At 48.4% G+C, this 25,231-nt stretch carries 17 protein-coding genes; 4 read left to right on the top strand and 13 right to left on the bottom strand.

Features of this window, described 5'->3' with window-relative positions:
• Positions 1-83: 83 nt before the first annotated feature.
• The 5 genes from ACFQZT_RS02695 to ACFQZT_RS02715 form a co-directional block, all read right to left on the bottom strand.
• Positions 84-1,730: a type 2 periplasmic-binding domain-containing protein gene (locus ACFQZT_RS02695; RefSeq protein ID WP_379296278.1), complete on the bottom strand. Its 1,647-nt coding sequence runs from the start codon at positions 1,728-1,730 to the stop codon at positions 84-86.
• Between the two features lie 462 nt (positions 1,731-2,192).
• On the bottom strand, positions 2,193-2,963 hold the full coding sequence (locus ACFQZT_RS02700; RefSeq protein WP_379296280.1) for a DeoR/GlpR family DNA-binding transcription regulator: 771 nt from the start codon (positions 2,961-2,963) through the stop codon (positions 2,193-2,195).
• 706 nt (positions 2,964-3,669) lie between these two features.
• Entirely contained in the window at positions 3,670-5,376 is a 1,707-nt protein-coding gene (locus tag ACFQZT_RS02705; protein ID WP_379296282.1) for an ABC transporter substrate-binding protein, read from the bottom strand.
• Between the two features lie 97 nt (positions 5,377-5,473).
• On the bottom strand, positions 5,474-6,409 hold the full coding sequence (locus ACFQZT_RS02710; protein ID WP_379296284.1) for a carbohydrate ABC transporter permease: 936 nt from the start codon (positions 6,407-6,409) through the stop codon (positions 5,474-5,476).
• Between the two features lie 14 nt (positions 6,410-6,423).
• The gene (locus ACFQZT_RS02715; protein ID WP_379296286.1) at positions 6,424-7,329 is read right to left on the bottom strand and encodes an ABC transporter permease; all 906 of its coding nucleotides are present in this window, start codon (positions 7,327-7,329) and stop codon (positions 6,424-6,426) included.
• 180 nt (positions 7,330-7,509) lie between these two features.
• On the opposite strand from ACFQZT_RS02715, the gene ACFQZT_RS02720 reads away from it, so the two are divergent.
• Positions 7,510-9,237: a sensor histidine kinase gene (locus ACFQZT_RS02720; protein ID WP_379296288.1), complete on the top strand. Its 1,728-nt coding sequence runs from the start codon at positions 7,510-7,512 to the stop codon at positions 9,235-9,237.
• Positions 9,234-10,751, top strand: coding sequence for a response regulator (locus ACFQZT_RS02725; RefSeq protein ID WP_379296290.1), 1,518 nt, complete (start codon positions 9,234-9,236; stop codon positions 10,749-10,751). The genes ACFQZT_RS02720 and ACFQZT_RS02725 overlap by 4 nt, the downstream gene beginning before the upstream one ends.
• A gap of 73 nt (positions 10,752-10,824) precedes the next feature.
• On the opposite strand, the gene ACFQZT_RS02730 is transcribed toward ACFQZT_RS02725, so the two are convergent.
• Positions 10,825-11,820, bottom strand: coding sequence for a PHP domain-containing protein (locus ACFQZT_RS02730; protein ID WP_379296292.1), 996 nt, complete (start codon positions 11,818-11,820; stop codon positions 10,825-10,827).
• Between the two features lie 309 nt (positions 11,821-12,129).
• Between ACFQZT_RS02730 and ACFQZT_RS02735 the strand changes: the two genes are divergently transcribed.
• Both ACFQZT_RS02735 and ACFQZT_RS02740 read left to right on the top strand, forming a co-directional pair.
• Complete coding sequence (locus tag ACFQZT_RS02735; RefSeq protein WP_379296294.1) at positions 12,130-12,930, top strand: DMT family transporter; 801 nt, start codon at positions 12,130-12,132, stop codon at positions 12,928-12,930.
• Between the two features lie 13 nt (positions 12,931-12,943).
• Positions 12,944-13,756 (top strand): MBL fold metallo-hydrolase, encoded by an 813-nt coding sequence (locus ACFQZT_RS02740; protein WP_379296296.1) that lies wholly within the window; start codon positions 12,944-12,946, stop codon positions 13,754-13,756.
• 107 nt (positions 13,757-13,863) lie between these two features.
• Here the strand turns inward: ACFQZT_RS02740 and ACFQZT_RS02745 are convergent, their stop codons facing one another.
• The 7 genes from ACFQZT_RS02745 to ACFQZT_RS02775 all read right to left on the bottom strand — a co-directional run bounded on the left by ACFQZT_RS02745 (position 13,864) and on the right by ACFQZT_RS02775 (position 25,191).
• Positions 13,864-18,444, bottom strand: a complete 4,581-nt coding sequence (locus tag ACFQZT_RS02745) for an endo-alpha-N-acetylgalactosaminidase family protein (RefSeq protein ID WP_379296298.1) — start codon at positions 18,442-18,444, stop codon at positions 13,864-13,866.
• Between the two features lie 215 nt (positions 18,445-18,659).
• Positions 18,660-19,223 carry a GrpB family protein gene (locus tag ACFQZT_RS02750; RefSeq protein WP_379296300.1) on the bottom strand — a complete coding sequence of 188 codons (564 nt, stop codon included), beginning with the start codon at positions 19,221-19,223 and terminating at the stop codon, positions 18,660-18,662.
• A gap of 37 nt (positions 19,224-19,260) precedes the next feature.
• Positions 19,261-19,905, bottom strand: coding sequence for an HAD family hydrolase (locus ACFQZT_RS02755; RefSeq protein WP_379296302.1), 645 nt, complete (start codon positions 19,903-19,905; stop codon positions 19,261-19,263).
• A 464-nt stretch (positions 19,906-20,369) separates the two neighbouring features.
• Positions 20,370-22,025, bottom strand: a complete 1,656-nt coding sequence (locus tag ACFQZT_RS02760) for a helix-turn-helix domain-containing protein (RefSeq protein WP_379296304.1) — start codon at positions 22,023-22,025, stop codon at positions 20,370-20,372.
• Between the two features lie 35 nt (positions 22,026-22,060).
• A complete protein-coding gene (locus ACFQZT_RS02765; RefSeq protein WP_379296306.1) occupies positions 22,061-22,912 on the bottom strand; it encodes a carbohydrate ABC transporter permease in 852 nt (283 codons plus the stop codon).
• Positions 22,913-23,794 (bottom strand): carbohydrate ABC transporter permease, encoded by an 882-nt coding sequence (locus ACFQZT_RS02770; RefSeq protein WP_379296308.1) that lies wholly within the window; start codon positions 23,792-23,794, stop codon positions 22,913-22,915.
• 77 nt (positions 23,795-23,871) lie between these two features.
• Positions 23,872-25,191, bottom strand: coding sequence for an ABC transporter substrate-binding protein (locus ACFQZT_RS02775; RefSeq protein ID WP_379296310.1), 1,320 nt, complete (start codon positions 25,189-25,191; stop codon positions 23,872-23,874).
• Positions 25,192-25,231: the final 40 nt, after the last annotated feature.

A 25,231-nucleotide genomic window follows, 5' to 3' on the forward strand; every position in this document is an offset into this window, starting at 1 on the left:
GTCCTTATACTAACAAATAATTCCAGGTCCCCCTTGTGGGGTGAAGTAGGGAGGCTGGCTCCCCTCTTTAATAAAACTTCAAATTACCGTTTGTTATAACGATCCGTTGCCGTTTGGTAGATCTCCGCGGCGCGGTCGATGTTCATTTTTTTCAATTGCTCTACCGTTTTGTCATAATCGTCCACGCTCGCAGCGCCCATGACCACTTTCGTGATTTGCTCCGTCAGCAGCGTGCTCACATCATTCAAGATTTTTCCTGATTCCTTCGCTTCATCTGTGGTCAACACGACTGGCGGCAGCATCACTTTGTACGCATTATTAGCGTATTTTGCATACAATTTCACGGCATCTTTTTGCGCTTGTAATTGATAATACTGATCGTTGTAACGGTCGTCGTCCAAACCGGAGAAGCCGTAGCTGGCAATAAAATATTTAGCCATCGCTTGGCTGATCGGCAGGTTGTCCGGATTTTTCAAAATTAGGTCGGTGTACTTCGGTTGACCGTCTACTTTCGTGTAGGTTTGGCCTTCGATACCGAAGTTTTTGAGAAGAGCGCCTTCTTCGCTATACAGATAATCCAGCGCTTTTACGGTTTCGGCGGCATGCTTGTTCGCGCTCGTAATCACCGTGCCGATGTTATCATATTCCCAGGACGTTTGTACGAACTTAGGCTCGTCGCCCTTTTTCAATACCGGGTATTGAACAGCAGCGAGCTTCGCTTTCGGGTCCGTCTTCTGCAGCGCCGGCATATAGGTGCCGATGCTTCCGCCGATGAAGCCGTAGAATGCTCCCGCCTTGCCGGAGGTTGCTTTCGCATCCATCGTTTTTGAATCATTGGACGCGAAGTCCGGATCGATCAAACCTTCTTTATACCACTTTTGCATCGTCGTCAAATATTGCTTGAATTCCGGTTGAGCGGGTCCGAATTTCACTTTCCCATTATCGATATAAAAGCTGCTTGCATTAGCGATTGTAGACATTCCCGCTACACCGTACGCACCAGCGAAGTCAGCAAATGATAGCGGATAAGATTTGTTCAAAGTGAAAGGGATAGCGCCTTTCTTCTCTTTAAAAGCTTTTAACACGGTTTCCCATTCATCAATCGTTTCCGGCGATTTCAAACCGAGCTCATCGAGCCAGTCTTGGCGAATGACCATACCGCTGAACGTTTTGTATTGGCCGTATTGACCTGCCTTCAGGTGAGGCATTACGTAAATATCCCCGTTATCCGCTTTGATCTGTTTGGCGATCTGCGGGTTAGCGTCCATAATTTTCTTCAAATTCGGCGCATTTTTCTCAATCAAATCATTCAGTTTAATGATCGTGCCGTCTTTGAACATTTTGGAAGTTCCGCCCTGCACACTATTCCAGTTCCAAAGCATGGCATCCGGCAAATTATTAGAAGCAACCATAACGCCATACTGCTGAACATCATCTTGCGGCGTGTTCCCCGAAGAATGCTGGAAATCAACCGTTACGTTCGTTTTCTTGGCCCATTCTTGCACCATTGGCAGTTCGTTCAAGCTTTTGACAACCGCTTTTGCGTTAGGATTCATCGGTGTCCATAGTGTCACCTTTACAGGTGCTTTAGAAGCGGCATTGGTTGCAGGTGCGGCGCTATCTTTAGCTGCTTCTTTCGTTGCCCCTGAATTACCGCAAGCCGTCGCCAACGCAAGTGCGAGAACGGATGCCATGACCGGCAATACTTTCGTTCTGAACATTCTTTTCATCGAAACACTCCCCTAAAATAGTAAGTCCGGCGCTCCCGCCGTAAAGCGGTTGTGCCCTGTGAATGAAGCATACATGATGCTGAATCGTGTCGTATATCAGCGATTTTTCATCCATATTGATTATTTAAGATTCGGTATCGCTTCTATTTGCAGCATCCTCATTTTATGAGAAAAGTAGTCTGTAAAGATGAAAAATATTGTTAGAGACACGATTGCGACATCTCCACACGTCTGTAACGATGCAAAACATCACTCCAGCTTCGCTCAGCGTACAAACCTGCTTTTTTTTCTCGTCTGTAAGTATTCAAAACATCGTTAGAGACACGGCTTCATTTCCCCATGCCCGCTGTAACGATGAAAAACATCCCTATGGCCCTTTATTCCGTATTCATTTCCCCGATTAACAAAGGAAAAATCGCCATCCCTCCGCTGTAAAAAGCCGGATCAGTGGCGATTTATTGGTTAGTCGCTGATTAGTACTTCGATGCCGAGCGCTTCAATTGTATCGATCCATTCCTTGGGACAGCCTGGGTCAGTGATCAGCATCGAGATTTCCTCCAGCTTAGAAACTCTGGCAAATGTAGACATGCCGAATTTAGAATGATCGGCTACGAGGATTGATTCCTCGGCCCGCTGCATCATTTTCCGCGAAATAATCGCTTCCGCCAAATGGAAATCCGTGATGCCGTCTGTTAACGAGATGCCGCCGACAGAGATGAACGCTTTGTTCACCTTGAATTGATCCAGCAGTTGGTCCGTTAAAGAGCCGGTTGAGGCTTGATACTCCACATTTACCTCGCCGCCGACAAAAATAATTTTGCCCTTGAATGTCTCCATGGCGAGGTTGAGAATCGGGACGGAATGCGTGATCAGCGTTAAATTCGCGCGGTCTTTCAGATGAGGCAAAATTTCGATCGTCGTCGTGCCGTTATCGATCATAATGGTTTCGCCGTCCCGGACTAGGGAAGCAGCGAGCTTACCGATGGCCGCTTTCTCAGCCTTCATCATTTGGGCCCGTTTGAGAAAAGGTGGCTCGACGAGCTCCATTCGCATTTTAACGGCGCCTCCGTATACTTTGCGAAGCTTGCCTTCTTTCTCCAGCCTGTCCAAATCCCGGCGCACCGTTTCAGTCGAAACGTTCAGTAGCTGGGACAAATGATGCACCTGCACTTTACCCTCTATTTCCAAATGATTCAGTATCGTCATTCTGCGATCTTCATAAGTTAATGACATGTAGGCCTCCTGCAATGACCATTGTTAGCGAAATGATGATGCTTTTTGATGTTTTTATCAGTGTATAAGGTGGAGAAATTTATGTCAACGGACGGGCGATAACGTTCTGAAGGATTAGAAAACCATAAAGTAGTTCAACAGGTTTTTACCCTTATTATTGAAGGGTACCAATCAAGGAAGGAATAGCCCCCATGGCAGGGAGGGCGCTGTAACGGCCCTTTGGGGCCTTTCAGCCTCGGCCACGTGCCTTTTCGCGTTTGTAACGCCCCAAACGGGCGCTTCAGCTCGCTTTCCTCACGGAGGGCGCGGTTCACGAGCGCTGTAACGGCCCTTTGGGGCCTTTCAGCCACGCACTCGCGCCTTTTCGCGTTTGAAACGCCCCGAGCGGGCGCTTCAGCTCGCTCTCCCCGCGGTGGGCGCGGTGGACGGGCGCTGTAACGGCCCTTTGGGGCCTTTCAGCCTCGGCCACTCGCCTTTTCGCGTTTGTAACGCCCCAAACGGGCGCTTCAGCTCGCTTTCCCCACGGAGGGCGCGGTTCACGGGCGCTGTAACGGCCCTTTGGGGCCTTTCAGCCTCGGCCACTCGCCTTTCCGCGCTTGTAACGCCCCAAACGGGCGCTTCAGCTCGCTCTCCCCGCGGTGGGCGCGAAAAAGCCGCCCCTCCAATAGCTCACGCTACTCGAGGGGCGGCCCTAAATCTCTCCAAACTATTTTTTATAAACCTTGTCATAAGCATCCTGATAGATTTGGATGAATTGATCCATGCCGGAATCTTTCAAACCTTTCAAGTAGGCGTCCCAGTCTTTATCGATGTTCTTGGCCCCCATGATGAATTGCAGCATGGATTGTTTGACGTAATCCGTGATAATCGGCTTTAACTGTTTCACTTGATTAGCCTGGTCATTCGTCAGGAAAATATCCGTCGGAAACTCTTCCTTCGGTTGATGGCCCTCGTACAATTCCTTGGTGGCCTTGTACAGGCGGGTTTCCAAGCCGTCCATCGTGTAGATGTCCTGGCTGGCCGCATACGAGGTCTCGCGATATTCCGCCGATCGGAGGCCCGGCCCCATTTGATTCCAATGGTCGTTCTGCACTTGGCCTACCCCGTAAGACGTTTCCTTGACTTTGAACTTCGCTGCGGTTCCGCGAGTATTTTTATCGTTCGCATCCGCCTTCACCCAGTTGCGGCCTTCTTCCCCGAAGTTGGACAATGTCGTGCCTTCCTCCGAGTACAAATAATCAGCCAGACGAATCGAAGCTTCAGGATTTTTGTTTTTATTCGTAATCGCAAATACCGAGTTTCCGATTCCGATGTAATGTGCCGTAAATGAGGCGCCGTCCGGACCTGTTAACGGCGCAATCGGATCATAGTCCTTGTGGCGGGTCGAAGTCGGGGAAGCATCTGTGAATTCGCCGAACCAACCTGCCGGGATAGCGCCTGCAATGGCCACATCGGGGCTATTGCCTTTTTGAGCGAGAGCGTCCGATTTTTGCGTGAAGGCTTCCTTATCGATTAAACCTTCGGCATATAATTTATTCAAATATTGCAAGCCTTTCTTAAATCCTGGCTGATCTACCGACGTGGCCAGCTTGCCGCCGTTCAGCGTGAAGTAATTGTTGTCAGCGTTGAAATAAACGAACGCATTCATGATGAACGTTTCTATGTCCGTATGCCAGCCCGTCGGCGAACCCGTAAGTGCAATTTCGTCCGCCTTGCCGTTACCGTTAGGATCCTTCTCCTTGAACGACTTCAGCATGTTGTAAAAGTCGTCGGTCGTTTTCGGAGCGCTGAGGCCAAGCTTCTGCAGCCATTTCGAGTTCACCCACATCTTGGCGGAGAATTGGCAATGGTAGCACTCATTGACGGAAGGAATCGCATAAATATTGCCATCCGGCGCAGTGATCGCCTTTTCCAAATACGGGATATCCTTGAAAGCCTTCTTGATATTCGGCGCATATTGATCGATCAACTTGTTTAATGGAAGCAGAACTCCCTGTTGACCGTACAGCAACTGCTCCTCTTTCGTCAGATCACCCTGCATGAAAATATCCGGATAGTCGCCGCTAGCCAGCAGCAGCTGCTTCTTCTCTTTCAAGGCTGCCGCCTCTCCCGGCACCAGCTGCCAGTTCAAATGAACATTCGTCTTTTCTTCCAAATATTTTGTAAACCAGTTCGTATTCAAATCCGCGATATTAGCCGATTGAGGTGCGAAAGCGCTGATCGTAATTTTGTTTTTGGCGAGCGGAAAGCCTGTTGCATTAAAGCCTCCTCCCCCGTCTGCGTTACCATCCGCTTTGGGACTAGCGCTAACATTCGGCTCATCGCTTTTCGACGTACAGCCGACTGCAAGGGAAGCCATGAATACGATAAGGAACAATGAAATCCAAGTTCTTCGAATTCTTTTCTGTGCCATTTCCCAAACCCTCCTTGTTTTTCGTAGCCAAACGATCCCCGGCGGCAAGCCCGGTCTGTACGCTGCCTCGCATCCCTCCCTTCCAGTGTAACGGGAATCAGCCTTTCAGGGAACCAATCAATAATCCCTTCACAAAATGCTTTTGTACAAAAGGATAAAGAATGAGAACAGGTGCGCTGGCGACGACGATGAGCGAATACTTCAGCAGTTCCTTTAAGCCTTGTCTTTCCGCAAGCTCCCTAACATCCTTGACCATCGTCGGATCGATCGAATTCAGAATCAAAATGTTCCGCAGAATCAGCTGCAGCGGATACAATTGGGCCGATTTCAAAAAGATTAAGGCATCAAAATAGGAGTTCCAGTAACCGATGGCGTACATCAACAGAAGAACGGCAATGATGGGTTTGGATAACGGGATGACGACTCGCATTAAGAACTTGAAATCGCTGCAACCGTCCAAATGCGCTGCATCCGTAAGTTCCGATGGAATCGACGTTTGGAAAAACGTCCTTGCCAAAATAACTTGCCAGACGGAAATCGCACCAGGAATAATCATGGCCCATCTGGTATCCAGCAAGCCAAGCCCTTTCACGGTCAAGTAATACGGAATCAATCCACCGTTGAACAGCATCGTAAATACGAATAGTGCAGTGATGACGTTCCGGCCGTAGAAATTATTTCGTGAAAGCGGGTAAGCGGCTGTTATCGTCAACGTAACGCTAATCAGAGTTCCAAAAAAGAGATAAAATAAAGAGTTGCCGTATCCGGTTAAGATCTGTGGATTTTGAAACACCGCTTTGTAGCCTCTTAGCGTGGGCTCTACCGGGAGCAACCAAACTTTCCCGGAAATGACGGCCGATGACGAGCTGAACGAGGAGCTGATAATGTAAACGAGCGGATAGGCCACGATAATCAAGCAGACAGTCAAAAACAAATAGACACAAAATAAATAGAATTTGTCGGTGCTGTTTTCTTGTATGCGTGTAGCTGTCGCTTTCACTTTTGGGGCTGCAGCCTGAACAGGATGAATCATGTTGTCTCCTCCTCCTACCACAAACTCGTTTCCGAATTTTTCCTTGCCACATAATTGACAATAATGAGCAGCAGCAAATTAACGATCGCGTTAAATAACCCTACTGCAGCTGAGAAACTGAAGTTCGCTCCGACAAGCCCCATTTTATACACATAGGTCGAAATGACCTCGGATGCCCCAACGTTGATCGCATTTTGCATGAGGTATACTTTCTCGAATCCGACGTTCATGATCTGGCCGGCATTGAGAATGAGTAGTACGACTGCCGTCGGCATGAGGCTGGGTAAATCGATATGAATCATCCGTTGAAACCGGGATGCTCCGTCCACTTTTGCCGCTTCATACAAATGCGGGTCCACCCCTGCCAAGGCGGCGATATAGATAACCGAGGCGTACCCCGTAAATTGCCAAATGTCGGAGAGCACATAGATGGTTTTGAAATACTCCGGCTTAGACATCATATTTTCCGCAGGGAATCCGAACGTATCGGCCAAAATACGGACGAATCCAAGCTGCGGCGAGAGAAACAGCATGATGATCGAAACCATAATAACCGTTGAGATGAAGTACGGCGCGAAGGTAACCAGCTGTACCGTCCGCTTGAAAATCCCATTCTTTAATTCGTTCAAGGCCAGCGCCAAAATAATCGGTGCCGGAAACCCGAGAAGCAACGAATACAGACTGAGCAGCGCTGTGTTTTTGATGATCCTCCAGAAAATGGGGAGATGGAAAAAGTCGATAAAATGCTTAAATCCGATCCAATCGCTTCCCCATATACCTTTCGTAACCATGAAATTTTTAAAGGCGATTTGCACCCCTGCCATGGGCACATATTTAAAAATAATCAAATAGATTAATGACGGCAAAATAATCAAATAAAGTTGCCAGTTTTTCTTAACCATTCTAAGTGCTATACTCATGGTACTCCCCCTCGATGCAGCTCGTATCCGTTTTTATTAAGCGCTTACAAAAACTATGATAACGGAGCGGGCGGCAAATTTATAGGGATCATTTTTAAGGCAGAGGTGTCCATTCATAAGGTGGTGTGAATCATTACGAAACCTGTTTTCAACTTTCAAGACTTGTCGATTGTCAAAAAAATGGCGATAGGCTACATTGTCATTATCTTCATCCCGATCATTTCGTTCGGCTTGTTTCTTTATAATCAGAACTACAATAGTTTTCTCGAAGAATATGCGCAAGGCAGGCAGAAAATTGTCGACCAGGTACTTAACAACGTGAACGTTAGCACAGTTCAGATCGAAAACGCGTACCAACTGTTTCAAAACAATTCGAACACGATCGCTTACTTAAGCGGCAATTACCGGAGCGATTATGAGCAGGTTGCCAATTTTTTGACCTATGTGAGACCCTTGTTTTCCTATATCATGTCATCCAATCGTCTGATCGGCGGCATGACCATTTATATGGAGCAGCAGAACGGTATGGTTTTCCGCCCGGAAATGGCCAAGATGGACGAGTTCAAACTGGATGAAAGCATCAAGAAGCTCCCGCTCGGCGTAGGGAAATGGATTACGTTAAAAAGCAGCGAGAATCCGGATATCAACCTGCATTATGTGCACAAAATCGGTAACCGCAACTTTGAGCAGGACATCGGACTTCTCGATATCGAAGTGACCTCGAATTTAATCAGACCGCTATTGGAATCGCTGCATTTGAACAGCAAAAGCAATTTATATGTGCTCGACCAGAATCATCAAGTCATTTACCGCCTGGAAAAAGTTCCTATTTCAGAGGAATCCGAACGCACACTATTTGCCGGCTCCGTTCAAACGGATGCCAATTACTCCTATAGAAATATGAACGGGAACAAAATGCTTGTCGAATCGTTCTACACCGACAGTCTTAAGCTGCACTTTGTCATGCTCGAACAAGTGGACGACGTCTTTATCGGGATCAAAAAGAACAAATACGTACTTGTTTTGACCGTTGCCCTCCTGTTGTTGCTGCTTTCAGGCATCTACTATCTAATCGCCAGTTCCATCACAAAGCGCATTTTGAAATTATCCAAGCATATGCGTCAGGTCGACGAAAACTATTTCCCGCTCTATCGCGGTGAAATCAATAAAGACGAAGTCGGGCATCTGACATCCTCTTACAATGCGATGATCAAGCGTATGGACGAGATGGTGAATACGGTACACCGGTCGGAAATGCTGCGGAAGGAAGCTGCCTACCATATGATGCAGGCGCAGATCAAACCGCATTTTTTATACAACACACTTGAATCGATTCGCATGATTGCAGAAGCGAACGACGATACGGAAGCGGCGGATATGTCCTACACACTTGGCAAACTGTTCCGCTATAGCCTTTCGGGGACTAGAGACGAAACCTCTCTGCGAGAGGAAGTCGAAAACGTCAAAGATTATATCAAAATCCAGCAAATCAGGCTGGCGGACAGGCTTCACGTCACGTTTGATGTTGAAGCTGTGATTGATCGTTTTATGTGTCCCCGTTATATCCTTCAGCCGATTATTGAAAACAGTATTGTCCATGGCATTGCAAATGTTAGAAAACAAGGTAAGCTCGCGATTCGCATTTGGGAAGACGCCTCTACAATGTACATCGAGGTTGCTGATTCCGGAAAAGGCATCGAAGAAGAGCGGCTGCGCATGATCCACGGAGTCTTAAACGGTACCGTCGATGCGAATCTTTTGCATCAGGGCGGCGGTGGACTCGGCATTTTTAATGTTAATGAGCGGGTTAAGATGTTTTTTGGCGACGAATCGGGGATTCAAATGGAGAGCAAGCATAATGAGGGGACAACATGTACGCTCAGATTAGTTAAGGGAGGCGAGCCATGAAGCTATTGGTTGTCGATGACGAACCTATTATATTAAACGGGATCATCCGCATGATTCAGAAGGCGAATACACCGTTTAATGAGATCGCCGGCGCCGCCGACGGTTATGATGCGCTGCAAAAGCTGGCGGATTTTCAGCCCGACTTGATCCTGACAGACATTCATATGCCGGAAATGGACGGCCTTGCTCTCATTAAGGAAGTGCAAGCCCGGAACCTGTGCGACCGGTTCGTTATTTTGACCGGCTATGGGGATTTTGACTATGCCAGACAAGCGCTGCGTTATCAGGTCATTGATTATTTGCTAAAGCCGATTAACAAGGAAGAACTACTGGGCGTACTCGAGCGAGTAGTAAGGTCCATTCGTGAAGAGCAGGAACAGACGACCGAATTTGAACTGCTGCTGCTCAAGGAGCATATTCTATACCATACGCCATTTGAGGAAATGCCGCTTAAACCGTATCAACTGCATAATCTTTTCCCTCATCCCTATACGATAGTCATCGTGATACAAGCCTATGAAGGCGATCCGATTCTTATGGCTGAATGGCTTCATGATATTTGTGATCTGCTTACACAGTATGGCAGCCAGAAGACTTACAAATTGCTATCCCGTTCCTTGCGGCAAGCGGTCCTTATCGTGAACGGCGCGCAAATAGCGTCAGACGAAGAACTGCAACGTGCATGCGTCGATCTATTTAAGATGAAGAAGGCTACAAGCGGCGAATATTGCTTGGGGATTAGCGGGAGGAAGAGCGATAAGGAATTCATTCGGGAACAGTATATGGAAGCAATGGCTGCAATGCTGTTCAATCGATATTTCCCCCCCGCCAACTTGACGGTTTATAAACAAATGACGGACAACCTTCACAGCGGCTATAACAAGCTCGCATTGTATATTGAGCACTCCTTGGTCCAACAGGTCTCCATCGAGCAGATTGAAAAAGACATGCAGCCAATTTTGATGCACTTTTCCGGAGATGCTGGTGACCTAAACAAGCTGCGCGAACGGTTTCTTATCTGCATTTGCGTCTATTTGCAAAGCGTCGGTTTGACGCCGGAAGCCGTTTGGGGCGAACATGCCGCAGCCAGACTATTCGCATCGAGCGGTGAACAAGTTGAGGGTACTCGTATTGCAGAAATTGTTGCACAGCTCATTCGCTCTATTAACCGAGCCGACCAGCCTGGACCGCACGTTCAGGCGATCGATAAAATCGTCGCTTTCGTGGAGCGAAATTACAAGCAGGACTTATCGCTCGATGCAGTTGCGGAGCATATGCAAATGCACCCTAATTACATTAGCATGTTGTTTCGGAAAGAAAAAGGCCAAACCTTCCTTCATTACTTGCATACATTCCGGCTCGCCAAAGCCAAGCAATTCATGCAAGATCACCCTGAATGGCCGATCAACGCCATTGCGGAGTTGGTAGGCTATGATAATCCTCGCCATTTTTTCAAAGTGTTTAAAAAATTCGAAAACGTCACGCCCGGACAATTCAGGCTTGGAAACGGATGATGAAATCACCGAGGACAAATGAAAAAAAAAGGATGCACCCGACGTGAATGACCGGGAAGCATCCTTGATCAGGTTAAAGCGCAGTTACAATCCGCTTTCTATATTTGAAATAGACAATGTCGGCATACCCCGACTGCTTGAGGAGCTCGCTCGCTTCGTCCAGCATCATCCCGATATCGTCGGGAAAATGCGAGTCCGAACTGAGCGTGAGCGGCACCTCATGTTTCCGCAGCATCCGAAGGAACGCCGGGCTTGGACAGGCCTCCTTAACCGGGTAACGGTATGCGAGACCCGTGTTAATTTCGGTCGCTACATCCGCAGCTTTCAATGCCTGTGCGACATCCTCATACATCGGAAGCAGCAGCGATTCATCCGGACGGTAGCCAAACACCTTTAAATTGTCCAGGTGCGCGACAATGTCAAACAATCCGCTAGCTGCCGCACCTTTAACCGTATCGAACAACTGCCGGTAAAGTGCCGGCAAGTCTTTTTCCTTAAAGAGGTCCTCCGTTTCCGGATTATCGAATCCCCATCCATCCAAGAAATGAACCGAACCGATCACATAATCGAAATCATAGGGGGCAAGCAATTCACGCAGTTCATTTTCCCCTCCAGGAAAATAATCTGCCTCCAGTCCTAACGATACCGGATAGCCAGCCTGCTGCGCTTTTTTGACCGCATCGATGTAGGGCTCAATAGAACCGATACATACGCGGTCAAGCCAATAACGCTGCAAACGGCCGAGCGGCGTATCATCAACGATCATATGCTTCTCATAATACGCGCGAAATTCAGTGAAACGGTAACCATGATCGACGATGCCGAAATGTTCAATGCCTCTCTCCCGCCCAAGCGCGAAGTAATGTCCGAACCATTCTTCATGAAAACAACCTTGCTCCATTCTTCGGTTCATAAGGGCAACCATTTGTTGCGCCCACTCCAACTTATGGGGATCCTCGTTTAGTTGCGCTTTGCCGCTGTACATGTTCTCCAAAGCTCTCGCCGTACGCTGCATCCATCCTAATGAATATGGACCTTCCTCTAAATGAAAATGAAAGTCAACTTTCATCCTAAACCTCCCCTACGGAATAAATATATTCATGACTAATCAACATTAACTGTTGATGTTTCCTGTTGTTTTCACCCATTCTATTCGGTGATATCCAAGTTGTCAATCGTGACTATTGTTAATTTATTATTAAGTTTTTCATTGACAGCTCTCTATGGCAGAGATACAATAGCCACAAAACAACAAAATAACTAACATATTCAACACAACAACTACATGAATCAACTTTCAAAAAGGAGGTCTAGTACACTGATCATCGTTTCAATTTTGCTTGTCATAGCGTCCGGCCTCGCTCACGCCGTATGGAGCTTGTTTACCAAGAGCAGCCGCAACAAGAGCGTGTTTTTATGGTCCATTTTGCTGATCCCAACAATCGCACTATTGCCTTATCTGGTTCGGGAATTATGGCTTCATCCCTTATCGCTTCAAGCATATGGACTGCTGATGTTGTCCGCTTTTCTGCAAGTCGCATATGCTTTGCTGCTGGCACGAACGTACAATATGGGCGACCTTTCACAGGTCTATCCCATTATGAGAGGCACAAGCACACTATTGATCCCCATTGTCGGCGTCCTGTTTTTGCGGGAATCGTTATCGCTTTTCGGATGGTTGGGGCTATTCTGCATGGTATGCGGCTTTGTTTGGCTAAGCGGCATTTTCTCGCGCAAACAATCAGGAGGCACAAGTCCCGTATCCCTTAAGCCTTTTCTTATGGCACTTTGTGTTGGCTTATGTACGACGTGCTACGTACTCGTCGATAAGTTAAATTTGCAGCACATCTCCGCCATTTCTTTATTGGAGGTAACGAATATCGGATTTGTCGCCGCATTGACGCCTATCGTCCTTGCTTCAAAACAATTGCGTACCGAATGGAAGGTTAACGGCAAAATCATTATGCTCGGGGCCATTCTCAATCCCGGATCTTATTTGTTATTTTTATTTGCTATGAAATACGCCCCCGTCGCGCACATTTCACCGATTCGTGAAATCGGGACCTTATTCGCTACCTTGCTGGGCATTATCGTGCTCAAAGAAAAGCAAGGCTTGATTAGAATTGCCTGTTCCGTCATGATAACGGTAGGCATTATGATTATTGGTCTATTTGGTTAGGAGGATCAACCCTATGAAGGTTCACTTTTTGGGAACGGCAGCTTTTGAGGGCATTCCGTCACTCTTTTGCGAGTGCACAACATGCCGGCAAGCTCGTGAACGAGGCGGGAACAATATTCGCTCACGCACCTCGGTGATGATCGATAACGTGCTCAAGGTCGATTTTCCGCCGGATACGTTTTATCATTCGCTCCAGTATGGGCTTGATATGAACAGCGTACAGGATTTGTTGATCACCCATTCTCATTCCGATCACTTATATGCTGAAGATATGGCGATCCGAGCGGAAGGATATGCGCAAGCGGGGGATCGGTCTATACACGTCTACGGTCACGACATCCCATTCCGTCTATGCTTTCAAGCGCTTAACGGGATGACCCATAACTATAAATTTCACCGTGTGATTCCGTTTGAACCGATGAAGACGCAAACGTCGACCATCGTCCCGCTTCTCGCAGATCACGACCCGCTTGAAACGTGCCTGCTATATTACATCGAAAAAGACGGCAAGTCGATCCTTTACGGCAACGACAGCGGTTGGTTTCCCGAACAGACATGGGCCTTTCTAAAGGATAAAAAGCTCGATTTGGCCATTTTGGAATGCACAACGGGCCGAGTTCCGCACCGAAATAACCACATGAGCGTTGATGCCGTGCTTGACACGAAACTGTGGATGGATGAGAATAGCGTCTTGAAGCCGGGGGCGCCGGTCATTGTCACTCATTTTTCTCATAATGCGGGTTTACTGCATGAGGATCTGACAGACATCTTCAAACCGCATGGCATACAAGTTGCTTATGACGGTTTGATCGTGGATATTCCCTAGGTTGGTCATAAAAGAAGTAGCAAGAAAGAGGTCATCCCGAAGTCTACGTTTAGACTTTGAGAGTGACCTCCTTTTTGTTTCAGGTTAAATCATCCTTACTTGCCGATTTAGTTATGAGGAACCGTAACGGTTGCCGATGTTGCAGTTTTATTGCCGGCATGATCGATAACGGTATAAGTGATGGTGTAAATGCGTCCATTACCTTTACCGGATCTTTCAGCACGAAGCATAAATTCAGTATCCAATGTGCCGATTTGAACGCCTTGAATATCGTTTGTCGTATTGCCGTCCCCTAACCCGTTGTCGCCTTCGTCGACTGTAATGGATGTTAGAACGACGGATGCAGTGCCGGAAAGGCTATCATTGGCATAAACGGACGCACTCACCGTAACCAATTGATGGTTTGGCGGTAACAAAACCGTTTTATCTAAATAGACTTTAAGGGTTGGAGGCGTCTTGTCAATTTGCACGACCGCCGTATGAGGCGATTCGGCATTACCCGCCATATCAACGCTCCAGTAAGAAATAGAGTGCTTGCCCTCTTCAGTGATGACAATGGAATTGCCTTGTTGCTGGGCCCCTCCGTCCACCTTATAGTAGGTGTTCGCCACACCAGAACCGCTATCCTTGGCGGTGAGCGTTACAGTGACGTCCCCGTTCACCCAGCCTGCTGGAGCGTTATCGGTTGTCACCGGCGGATTTACCGGATCGTTCGAAGAATAGCTTACATCGTCAAAAAGCATATTGCCGACATTCCAGCTGCGGAACCCGATTTGCCCTGCCCCTATCGGTATATTGGTTAATGTACCCGAATACACTTGGGCACCATCGACCCACAAGGTCACGTTTGGCCCTGTGAACTGCACCTTTATGGCATAGGTCGTCCCGCTCGCAAGCGTCGGTCCTGTAAAGTTGCCATATTGGCCTGCCCCATTCGACCAAGCCCATGAAGTTCCTAGATCGTAACCGATGGCTGCCCATGAGTTCATACCCGTGTAGCGGAACACTGCTTGGAAGCGTCCGTTAGCATTTTGTGGCGTAACTTTGAACGTGTACACCCCGTCTGCTTTTGCCGGTGAATTACTGTCTACTGCTACCGTACTGCTGTTACTCGCGTTAATATTCAGGCCGCCTGACAGAGCGCTGACGGTTCCGGTGCCAATAACACGATTCCAGCCCGCAATACCGTTGTTAAAATCCTGCGTGTACGATGTACCGATGCCGCTTGCCTTGTATACATTAAGTTCTGCCGCCGAAGCCCAGCCGCCTGTTCCGGACGTCGCCTCCAAACGAATATACGCCGCAGTCGTTGCAGTGAAAACTGCACTTTTTTCCGAAGCGTCATTCGCCCATGTTCCCGTTGCTACTTTGGTAAACGTCGTCCCATCTGTACTTATGTACACGTTGTAACCGGTGATGTTCCCATTAGAGCCGCCATCTTGTCTCGGCATATATTTCAGTTGACTTATATTGTAGCTGCCACCCAGATTCAGCGTAATGGACTGTGGGAGAGGATTGGACAAATCCCACTTTGTATGCCAGATGGTAGATAAATTTCCGTCCAGCACATTGGCTGCTCCATTGCTGTCGTTAACTGTCTCTTCACTTGTTGCGGCAGCCGTCATTTGAGACTGTGGGATCACCGCAGGGTCCACAGGCACAGTGCCGCCTAGGGCAACTTTCAAGTCGTCCATGATGAAATCGGTAGCGTTGCCGGTTACCTTTTGAATGCCAATCCAGCTATTTCCCGAGGCTGCGGCTGTAAACACTTTGGAGAAGGTCGTCGGTGTTGCCACCGTTCCTAAGCTCGTCGTCGATACGACCGATGTGCCGTCGCCAACAACAAAGGCATAGTCGCCGGAAGCTTGATTCTCGTAAGTGAACGTTACCGTGTATGTGGTACCCGGTACGAATCTTAATGTTTGCGGGATCGTCTGGTACAACAAACCGGAAGACTCTTTATGTGCCATGAGCGACCATTTGCCGTTCAGCACATCGTCAATCGTTTTGCCGTCCCAGCCCTTTTGCGAGAATGGCGCATGGAGTTTCATCAAATGTGTACGCGGATCGTTGGTACCGCCGGCCGGTCCTTTGACGAACGGATACCAGCCGTCAGGCACGTTTTCGAAATCTTGCACGAAATAGTCGTTGTTCGGGTTCGGTGTTTTGGTCGACTTTTCGAGACGCACATCGTCAAAGGTGACAGTAGAAGTACCTGCATCGGTTTTCAAATAGAGCGTTGCTGTCGTAGCGCCGGCCGGGACATCAAACCATACATACATGCGCTGCATCGTCGTATCCCTTTTGGAATCCGCCTGAATATAATTTTTCCATAGGGAACTGTTCGCATATGTACTGACATCGGCGCCACCGTAATTGTTAACACCGAGATAGGCTTTGCGGCCGCCTCCTGTGGACACGTAGACAGATGCGTAATACGTACCTTGAGTTAAACCTGTAAGCGTCTGGCTCACTGTTGTCGCACCCGAGCTGTATCCGATTTGCAGCTCATACTGGCCATTCGCGTTGCGCTGCACCGAAGCTCCGCTGCCCGCGACCGTCCAGGCGCTCAGGTTGCCGTTATTAAAACCGGGATCCGCAATCCCCGCACCTTCTCCATAATTCAGAGACGTATTCGCCGGAGCTGATCCTTTGTATACGACATACGCTTTATTCGCGCTCGCCGAAATCGTTATCTGATTGTTCGTAACAGCAAGATCGCCGACAAACTGTCTTCCCTGGTCGGACAATTGATACAGCTTCACTGTACTTAGACCCGCCCAACTGACGGGAAGCTGCCATGAAGTGCTTCCTGCGACTGAGTTCCAGTGATACAATTTGTCCTCTGTAGATGGACTCCATGGCAGCAAGTAGGCGCCTCCGTTCAGGATCGTCCGGCCGTCTTTAGCAATCAAGCGTGTGCCGCTCGCGTTGCTGACGGACACATTGTTTTCAAAGTTAATCGTATCCGTCGTCCATTTCGTAATCTTGAAATGCTGCAAATACTTCGTCGGCAAATCCGTCGCGAACGTCATACCTACCATCGAATCAAAGTTCGTTTTGCCTTGCCAGCCCTCATAAGCGGAAAGCTCTGTCCCGCCTAGCAGCGGATCGCGCGCAATCCAGGTATCCTTCTGATGGTTGCGGATGAAGCGGGCAATCTGGCTGTTAAAGCCTTTGATATTCGTGCCGCCATAGTTGTAATCAACGGCCCAGTGGTTCCAAATGCTATCGTACTCGTGATCGGACGGGAACTCCGTTGCTAACGGCCAGCCAAGCGAATTCACTTCCCGCGCTGTTTTGCGGCTGTCCCACCCATTCGATTGCCACACATCGATGTAAATATAGCCCAGATTCGGCACCTGATTTTTGAGCTGCTGCAATCTGGACAAACGGTTGCCGGAAGTGGAATCGTACCGTTTGTTGATATAGTAGGAGGAGTCCAGCCAATCCCAGCCGGGCGAGTTTTTATTCACGAGCGTTTCGTTAAAAGCCTGCGCCTCCGGATAAGATTCAGTCGCATTGATATGAACGCCGAAGAATGCATTATAGGCGCTCCCTGCATTCACAAGCGCATTCATATCGGCCACGCCGCCCTGACGCTGACCGACATCGCCATAGTCCGGATGCCCGGAATCGTGGCCTTCGGAAGCATAGCCTTTGAGCAGCACCATTTGGCCGAGGCCGTCGGTCGCATTATACACTCTCTTCGTCTCATCCAGCGTCTTCGTAAACGGATTCGTCGCCTGACTCGCGAAGTTCATCGGGATCCGTTGAACGACGAGATCCGGTACCTTCTCCGCACCCAGCGGATTGTTCATAATGGTCCGGTAGGCGATTGCCCCATCCTGCCAATCCACCGTACCATCGCTGTTTGCATCAGGCGTTATGATGACCTTCGCACTCGGGAGCGGATCCGTCGTTGTCATACCATTAGCGCGATACATCCATGCTCCACTCCACAGCCCTGTCCGGGAGTAACCGGTTTTGGCAACGGTCTGCTCCCTTACCCTTCCATTGTTGTCCGAGTTTTCGTAGACCGAATTCGACCATAACCCGCCTGCCAGTTGATTCGTGTTCACGAAAGCGTACATATAATCGACAGGCGAGGCATCGGCAGCCGGCGAACCGCTTACCGATTTGATCGTATCGCCCGTACCGGTAACGGCGGTGTACATTTTATTCCCGGCAAAAGTGGCTCCGGTCTGCGAGCTTCTCACCGAAAGCAGGTTATGATTGCGAATCTCCAGCGTGTTCACTTGCGTCGCTCCATTCTCCGCAATATTCGTGATATCGAAGAGCAGCGTGTTGTTAACAACTTTCATTTGCGCAGTGATGACAATTTGAATCGAAGAAATTGTAAGCGTATACAATGCAGTGTCTAAAGAGGGCATAGAAAAGATAACCGCGGGCGTATAGGCTGTCCCATTGATATAAATCTGGTTTAACGTGTCCTCTGAACCGTACATTACTGCTCCATTGGCCAACCACGTGTACTGATTCACCTTAGGAAACGTCGTGTCGAGATCGACACTGAGCACAGACGATGCAATCGACTGCGTTGCCGCGCTTGCCGTACCGTAAAGTACTGAAGCCATCGGATCAAACGGCCCTGAAACCATGGGCAAGGCAAGCGCCATCGACAAGGCTAGGCTCACCTTCCACTTCAAACGATTTTTTTTATTCATCAGCTCATCCTCCCTGAGAATTGTTAGCCGGAAATGCCGGGCATTTCCAGACTTCCCTCCCATTATAGCGCTGATTCGAAGCCTATGAGCTTGATACATTTTGTTATTGCTTGATGTTTTTTGAATGGGGTACATAGAAATGTCAAAAGCCACTCATCCATGAGCGGCTCCATCTCTACATGAATCGGCATTTAAAAATAAACAGCGCAGCAAAGCTATATTTTTTCAAATGGATCCTCCGACAACTGCGCGTATTGTTCAAGAACTTTCTTTATAAAATCAGACTTTGCTTCCGTATATGCTTCTCTATCGTTCTTAAATTGCTCAGCTAATCTTTCCTTTAGCGCTGAATATTCGTTAACCAGCTTGGTTTCTTTTCTCAATATATTACGAAAAAGCAACTGATCTCTCCAGCGTTCTTCCCCAGCAAGCATTAGATGCAGATGAGCCGCTCTTTTATCGTGTTCTACCTTTACGAAAAATCTTCTCCACTCCTGGCCATCCAGTTCCGGCGGCACATAATGCCAATCATTTTGCGATAGAACTCCAACAATTTCATTAAGATTGCGAAAGTCTGTAGTGCTGGCCATCAAATCAATGACCGGTTTCGCGGAAAGGCCTGAGATGGATGTGCTTCCAATATGCTCCACCTCTGCTATACCTAGCGGCATTAGAAATCTTATCAACCGATCTCTTTCAAGCCTTCCTTTTTCGTGCCATTCAGCTCTTGACGCTTGGATTTCGACTGTTTCCGTTGCCCATACCGGCCAATTGTCCATTAGGCTCCCTCCTTTCTTTCTACCTGATCACATCCAGCTACAGAAGCTCTTCAATCTTGATCTCACGAATCGAATCAATCATAAAATCGGCCTTAGATAAATCCTGATTTCCAGAGTTCGGATTGACATAGCCAAAACAAGTCATGCCCGCTGCTTTTGCGGCAGCGACACCATGCCTGGCATCTTCAACTACAAAACAATTCACTGGCTCAACGCCTAACAGTGCAGCTGCTTCCAAATAGACGTCCGGGGCCGGCTTCCCCTGTTTGACCTCCTCCCCGCTAACAATGCAATCAAAAGCATGGGTGAGATCGAACTTTCTTAAAACCTCTTCAATAAACACCCGAGGCGAGGACGATGCGAGGCCAATCGGAATGCGATGCTGCTTCAAATCATTTATTAATTCTCTAATTCCATCAATAGGCTCAATCAGACAGGCTTGCAGCAAATTAATTTTCAGCGCGACTTGATACTCGATAATTTCATCAATCGATTGTTTCAGCTGATACTCTTGGGTAATGATTTTCCACATTTCAGGGTTCGTCATGCCGACGAATCGTTCCAGCTCTTCTTTCGTGATGGCCGCCCCTAAATAACTCATGGTCCGCATTTCAGCATCAAAATGAATCGGTTCACTGTCAATGATGACTCCGTCCATATCAAAAATAAAAGCTTTTTGCATGGTTTGATCTCCTTTAACTCCTTTTTATGGCTAAATCACTATCCTAACACTACACGAAAGTTGAAACTTTGACCACTCACTTTAGCGTAATCGATATTCCTCATGATGCGGATAACAAAGAACCAGGTCTCATTGACTTGAAGCGAGTTTCGCACAGAGAATATGAGGCGCTAATAGTGTACTAGTTTGACGCTAATTCAATGAAAAATGGTCAAAAGCGAGCTCTATAGAACAAAAGTCTATAATTAAAGAACCAAATTCGTTAAACATGGAATCTTGTTCTCTATGCTACCTTTGGTGGTTGAATCACACCTATTTAGAGTCCCTTGAGTGTTTTATTAGAGACCAACGGGGCCATTGAATTGAGAGGGAAACTGATTATCAATTTTATTTTTGCGTGGGAGTCTCCTCCCCTATAGCAAAAAAAGCCGCCTTCAACGAAGGCAGCTCCTCTTATAAGCACCCTACACTTTCTCCAAGCTTTCCCGATAGGCCTTGGGGCTGTAACCGGTCATTTTCTTGAAAATCCGGCTAAAATGCTCCGGGTTCAAATATCCGATCCTCTCGGAAATATCGGAAATCTTGATGCCCTGCTCAAGCAGCCATTTGGCCTCGTCGATGCGCAGCTTCGTCAAATAATGAATGAAGTTGCAGCCTACCTCTTTGACAAACTGCTTGCTTAAATAGCTCTCGCTCACGCCCACCATTTCACTGATAAGTGTCTGGTTTACTTCCTCCCGGTAATGCTGGTCGAGGAACTTTTTGGCGTTCGCGATCGGAGTGCTATAGCGCGCAACTGGCATCGAATCAGTTCCATGCAAAGCAGGATGGACGCGATGGAGCAGCTGACTGACGAAGCCCATCGTCTCATCCAGCGTCTCGATCCGCTTGAGCTCATCGAAGGGATGAAGACCGCTGCCCTGCACGGCTTCCATCCGAATCCCTTTGGCGTAGAGCACACCGCCAAGCTCCCAGAGCAAATCGACGAAAAAGACTCTGACGTGTTCGGGGAGTTCTCTACGGGCATCCTGCAATCGCCGTTCCAACTGCCCGTATACCCGTATCCAATGGCTTTCGTCAGCGAGTTTCAGCGCTTGCAGCAGCGACTGACGAACGGCTAACAAATCGTCCCACAGCGCACTGTCGCGCGCGTCCTTCTGTCCGAAATCGGCCGGCACAGACTCCCGGTAAAACAGCTTGCCCAGACCCTCGTAATAGCTCCGCGTCGCGAGCACGCGGGCCTGCCGATACAAGCGATGCCACTGCGGGCTCCCGCTTGCCAGATCGCTGACGCCGACGGTGACGGACGCGTTCACATACTGCAGCAGCCGGGTTTGGATCATCGTCAGCGCGCTGTGAATTTTCTCGCGGATCGCCGATTCGCTGCGGTCATGCGGAAACGCGCACAACAGCACATACTCGCCGGCTTCCCGACGGACGATTTCATGCAGCAAAGACATTTCATGAAGCGCGGTTTGAATCGTTTGTTGAATAAAACCGTGCGTCCTTGCCATATCTGTACCTTTGGCCACTTGAACGACGACCGCCGTTTGGTTCGTTTCATGCAAAAACGTCCCTTGCGATGCGATCCATTGCCGGTAAGCGGCCGGATCCTCCATAGGATCGAAATCAAGAAGCTTTTGAAAAAACGCTTCCTTCGCTGATTGCTGCTCAGCGCTTGAAGATGAAGACAACGCCTGCGCCAAGCTGTCGCCCGCAGCGATTCCGCCGGGCCGTGCCAGCTCCTGCACGGCTTTGGCCATCACCGGGGCGATATGCTCTTCATCCATATCCGCTTTGACGATATAGTCCAGCGCGCCGAGCAGGAACGCTTCCCTCACATAACTGTAGTCGCTGTAAGCGCTCAGAATAATCGGGACCGGACGCTTCGGTAATGCCGGGTCGTTCAGTGCTTTTAACAACTCGATGCCGTTCATGCGCGGCATTTGAATGTCGACCAGCAGCAGATCGATATCGCCCCGCTGTTGGAGCAGCGCGAGTCCCTCCACGCCGTCGCCCGCTTCGCAGACGATTTCAATGCGGAGAGCCTGCCAATCGACCAAATGATGCAAAGCCAGGCGAACTAACGGCTCGTCGTCAACAATCATCATTTTATGCATGCGATCAACCTCCGACTGAAAGCTTGAATTCCCGGCTACCCTTTAATAGCGCCGTCCATTAAGCCTTTAAAAATGAAGCGTTGGAACACAATATAGAACAACATGCTCGGCAGCAGCACCAAAATAATGCCCGCGCAAAGCGCCACCAAATCGGAGCTGCGCTCGCCGACAAAAGCATACAACGCCATTGGTAAAGTGGCGAGCTCTTTTTTCGGCATATACAAATTTTGCACATAAATGTCGTTCATGATCGTCACGCTCTTGAGGATACCCAGCGTCGCCGTAGCCGGCAGCAGTAAGGGGAATATAATCGAGCGGAAAATGCGGAAATACGACGCTCCGTCCATCATCGCGCTCTCATCGAGCTGCGACGATATTTTCTCCAGGAACTGAATGTAGATGTAGATCTGCATGATATCCGTACCCACATAAATCAGCAATGGGGCACCCAGCGTATTGTACAGCTGCATGGAATGAATGAGCTGAAAGCGCGCGATCTCCGTCGTATAGGTTGGAATGATCATAGACACCATGAAGAGCAGCACAACCCATTTTTTAAACTTGAAATCGAACCTGTTCAGCACAAACGCCGTCATCGTGCCAAGCAGCGCATTTCCGGCGATACTCACGATAACCAGAACGAACGTATTGCGCAAGCCGAGCAAGATGTGTCCTTCGTTAAAGGCCTTCACATAATTTTCGTAATGGAACCAATTAACTGGCATGGAAAAAGGCGATGTCTCCGCCAGCTCCGCATTCGTCTTCAACGAACCGAATACGACCAGCAAAATCGGGATGAACACAATCAGGCACATCGCTATAAAAAGTATATAGTACAGCACATTGCTGAGCAATTGGCGCTTGCTTTGAGTAAGAGATACTTCCATCTAATTCTCGCTCCTATCTTTAATGATCCAATTTTGCAGCGACGAGAATACGATGATCAAACAAAGCAGACTGACCGCCATACTTGAGGCTAGGCCGTAGTTATTGTAAGTAAAGGCCGTCTGTAAGGAAAACAAGCCGAACGTCGAGCTGGCCGTTCCGGGTCCGCCGCCTGTCATGACGTAGGGAATATCGTACTGCAGAAGCGCTCCGGAAATATTGAGGAACAAAATGATTTCCATAACCCGCCTGATGCCGGGCAGCGTTATGTGGCGCAGCTGCGTCCAGAAGCCGGCGCCGTCCATTTTGGAAGCTTCGTACAAATCCGTTGGGATGGACTGTAAGCCGGCCAGAATGAGGATGATATGAACACCACTGAAACGCCAAAGCGATACGGCGACCAGCGAGTAGTTGACGACGCTCAAATTGCTTAACCAACCGGTAATCCATGATTCCAAACCGAGCCAGCGCAGCAGCTCGTTCAGCGGACCATTGACCGGATTGTAAATATAGCTGAACATGTAAGCAACGGCAATGCCGTTAATGATGTAGGGCATCAGCACGGTGAAACGAAAAAACGAGCTTCCGCGGATCGTCCGGTTGAGCAGCACCGCCGTCATGACTTCCACGGGAATAAACAGTAAATGGACGATAAAATAAACGCCGTTGTTGCCGATCGCTTTCCAGGCATCCGGGAAGTCGAACAGCAATTTTTTATAATTTTCGAATCCGATGTACTTCAAGCTGTCGCTGTATCCATCCCAATTCGTGAGGCTGTACCGAAACAGCTGAAAGGTGGGATAGATCAGAAAAAGCAGCATGAGGGCCACGGGCACGAACAAGAACGCAAGAATGATGACTTTCTTTTGCATGCTGTAGCTCATCTTCAACCACTCCTGTAAGCTTCTCTGAAGAAAAAGGGCACTATTCCGGCTTGCTCAAATAGTACCCTCTATCCGAATTACTTCCCTGCCGAATCGATCGCTTTCTTCCATTTTTCGTTGAGCTCTTTTTCCACCGCATCGATCGGTTTGCCGGCGAAAATGCTTTGTGCCGCTTTCTTCGGATCGAACTGCGCTGCAGCGCTTACTTTCGCGTATGTTTCGTCTGTACCGTTATACACGAAAGTTTTGTATGGATTTGTAGCCGTCCATTTGTTGAAGAAAGGAAGCTCCGTCGTAATTCCATTTACTGTGGAGAACTGCTGCACTTTATTAATTAAGCCGCCGTAAGTGTCTTTGCTGAACATCCAATCCAAGAATGCTTTAGCTTCTTCGACGTTTTTGGAGTTTTTGCTAATGCCGATGTTCATATCCGACATTACCATCGAATTCAGATCGCCGCTCGCCGAATCGCGGAAAGGCATCGGGAATACGCCAAGATCGTCATCCGATTTCACTTTTTCCATGTAAGAAGGATAATACCACTGGCCGAGGGCGATCATCGCTGCCTTTTTCGCTTCGAAAGCTTGCGTTGATTGGTCGAAAGAAACAGATAGCGCGTCAGGGCCTGCATACTTTTTGTCCGCAATTTCTTTAATGACTTTGCTCATTTTATCAAATGTGCTGTCGCTGCTGAATGGCGTCGGCTTTTTCGCAATATTAGCCAAGTAATTCTCGTCTCCGGATAAAATGTGCGGTCCGAATTCCATTAACGGGTAAAAGGTCCAATCCTCTTTGCCGCCAATGGAAATAGGCGTATATTTACCGTTCTTCTTGATCTTATCCATCGTTTCCATGAACTCTGGAAGCGTTTTCGGTATTTCCAAACCTAATTCCTTGAAAATGCTAGGATGGAAATATACAAATTCAGTGAAAGAAACGAGAGGAACACCTAATACTTTGCCATCCAGCTTCGTCGGGTATTTGTTAGTTTTGGCCGCATTCGTATCATCGAGAGGCAGCAGTGCCTGTTTGTAAATTTGCATATGGTTCGGCTTCAAATACATCAAGTCGGGCAAATCGTTAGCCGCGAGCCGCACCTTCAAGTATTGCCCCCCGTTGTCAGGCACCTTCTCCACTTCTACGGAGACATTCGGTTTTAACTTCGAATATTCTTTTACTTTCTCCGTCCAATACTCATAGTCTACTTTCGTGTCCCACATGGCCAGCTTCAGTTTCACCGGTTCTGCCGGCTTCGCCGTCTGAGCTGCCGCCTTCGTCGCATCCGGCGATGCCGGTGCAGTAGCTGCGGGCTTGGATCCTCCGCCGCACCCGGTCAAGGCCGTCATGGCCACTAACCCGACCAACGCCAGGGAACTTGCCCATTTTCTATTGTTCATCGCATTGACCCTCCAACTGTTCACGATTAGGTTATTTGCA

Origin of the sequence: Paenibacillus sp. GCM10027628, from assembly GCF_042676385.1 — a bacterium.
Taxonomy (GTDB): Bacteria; Bacillota; Bacilli; order Paenibacillales; family NBRC-103111; genus Paenibacillus_E.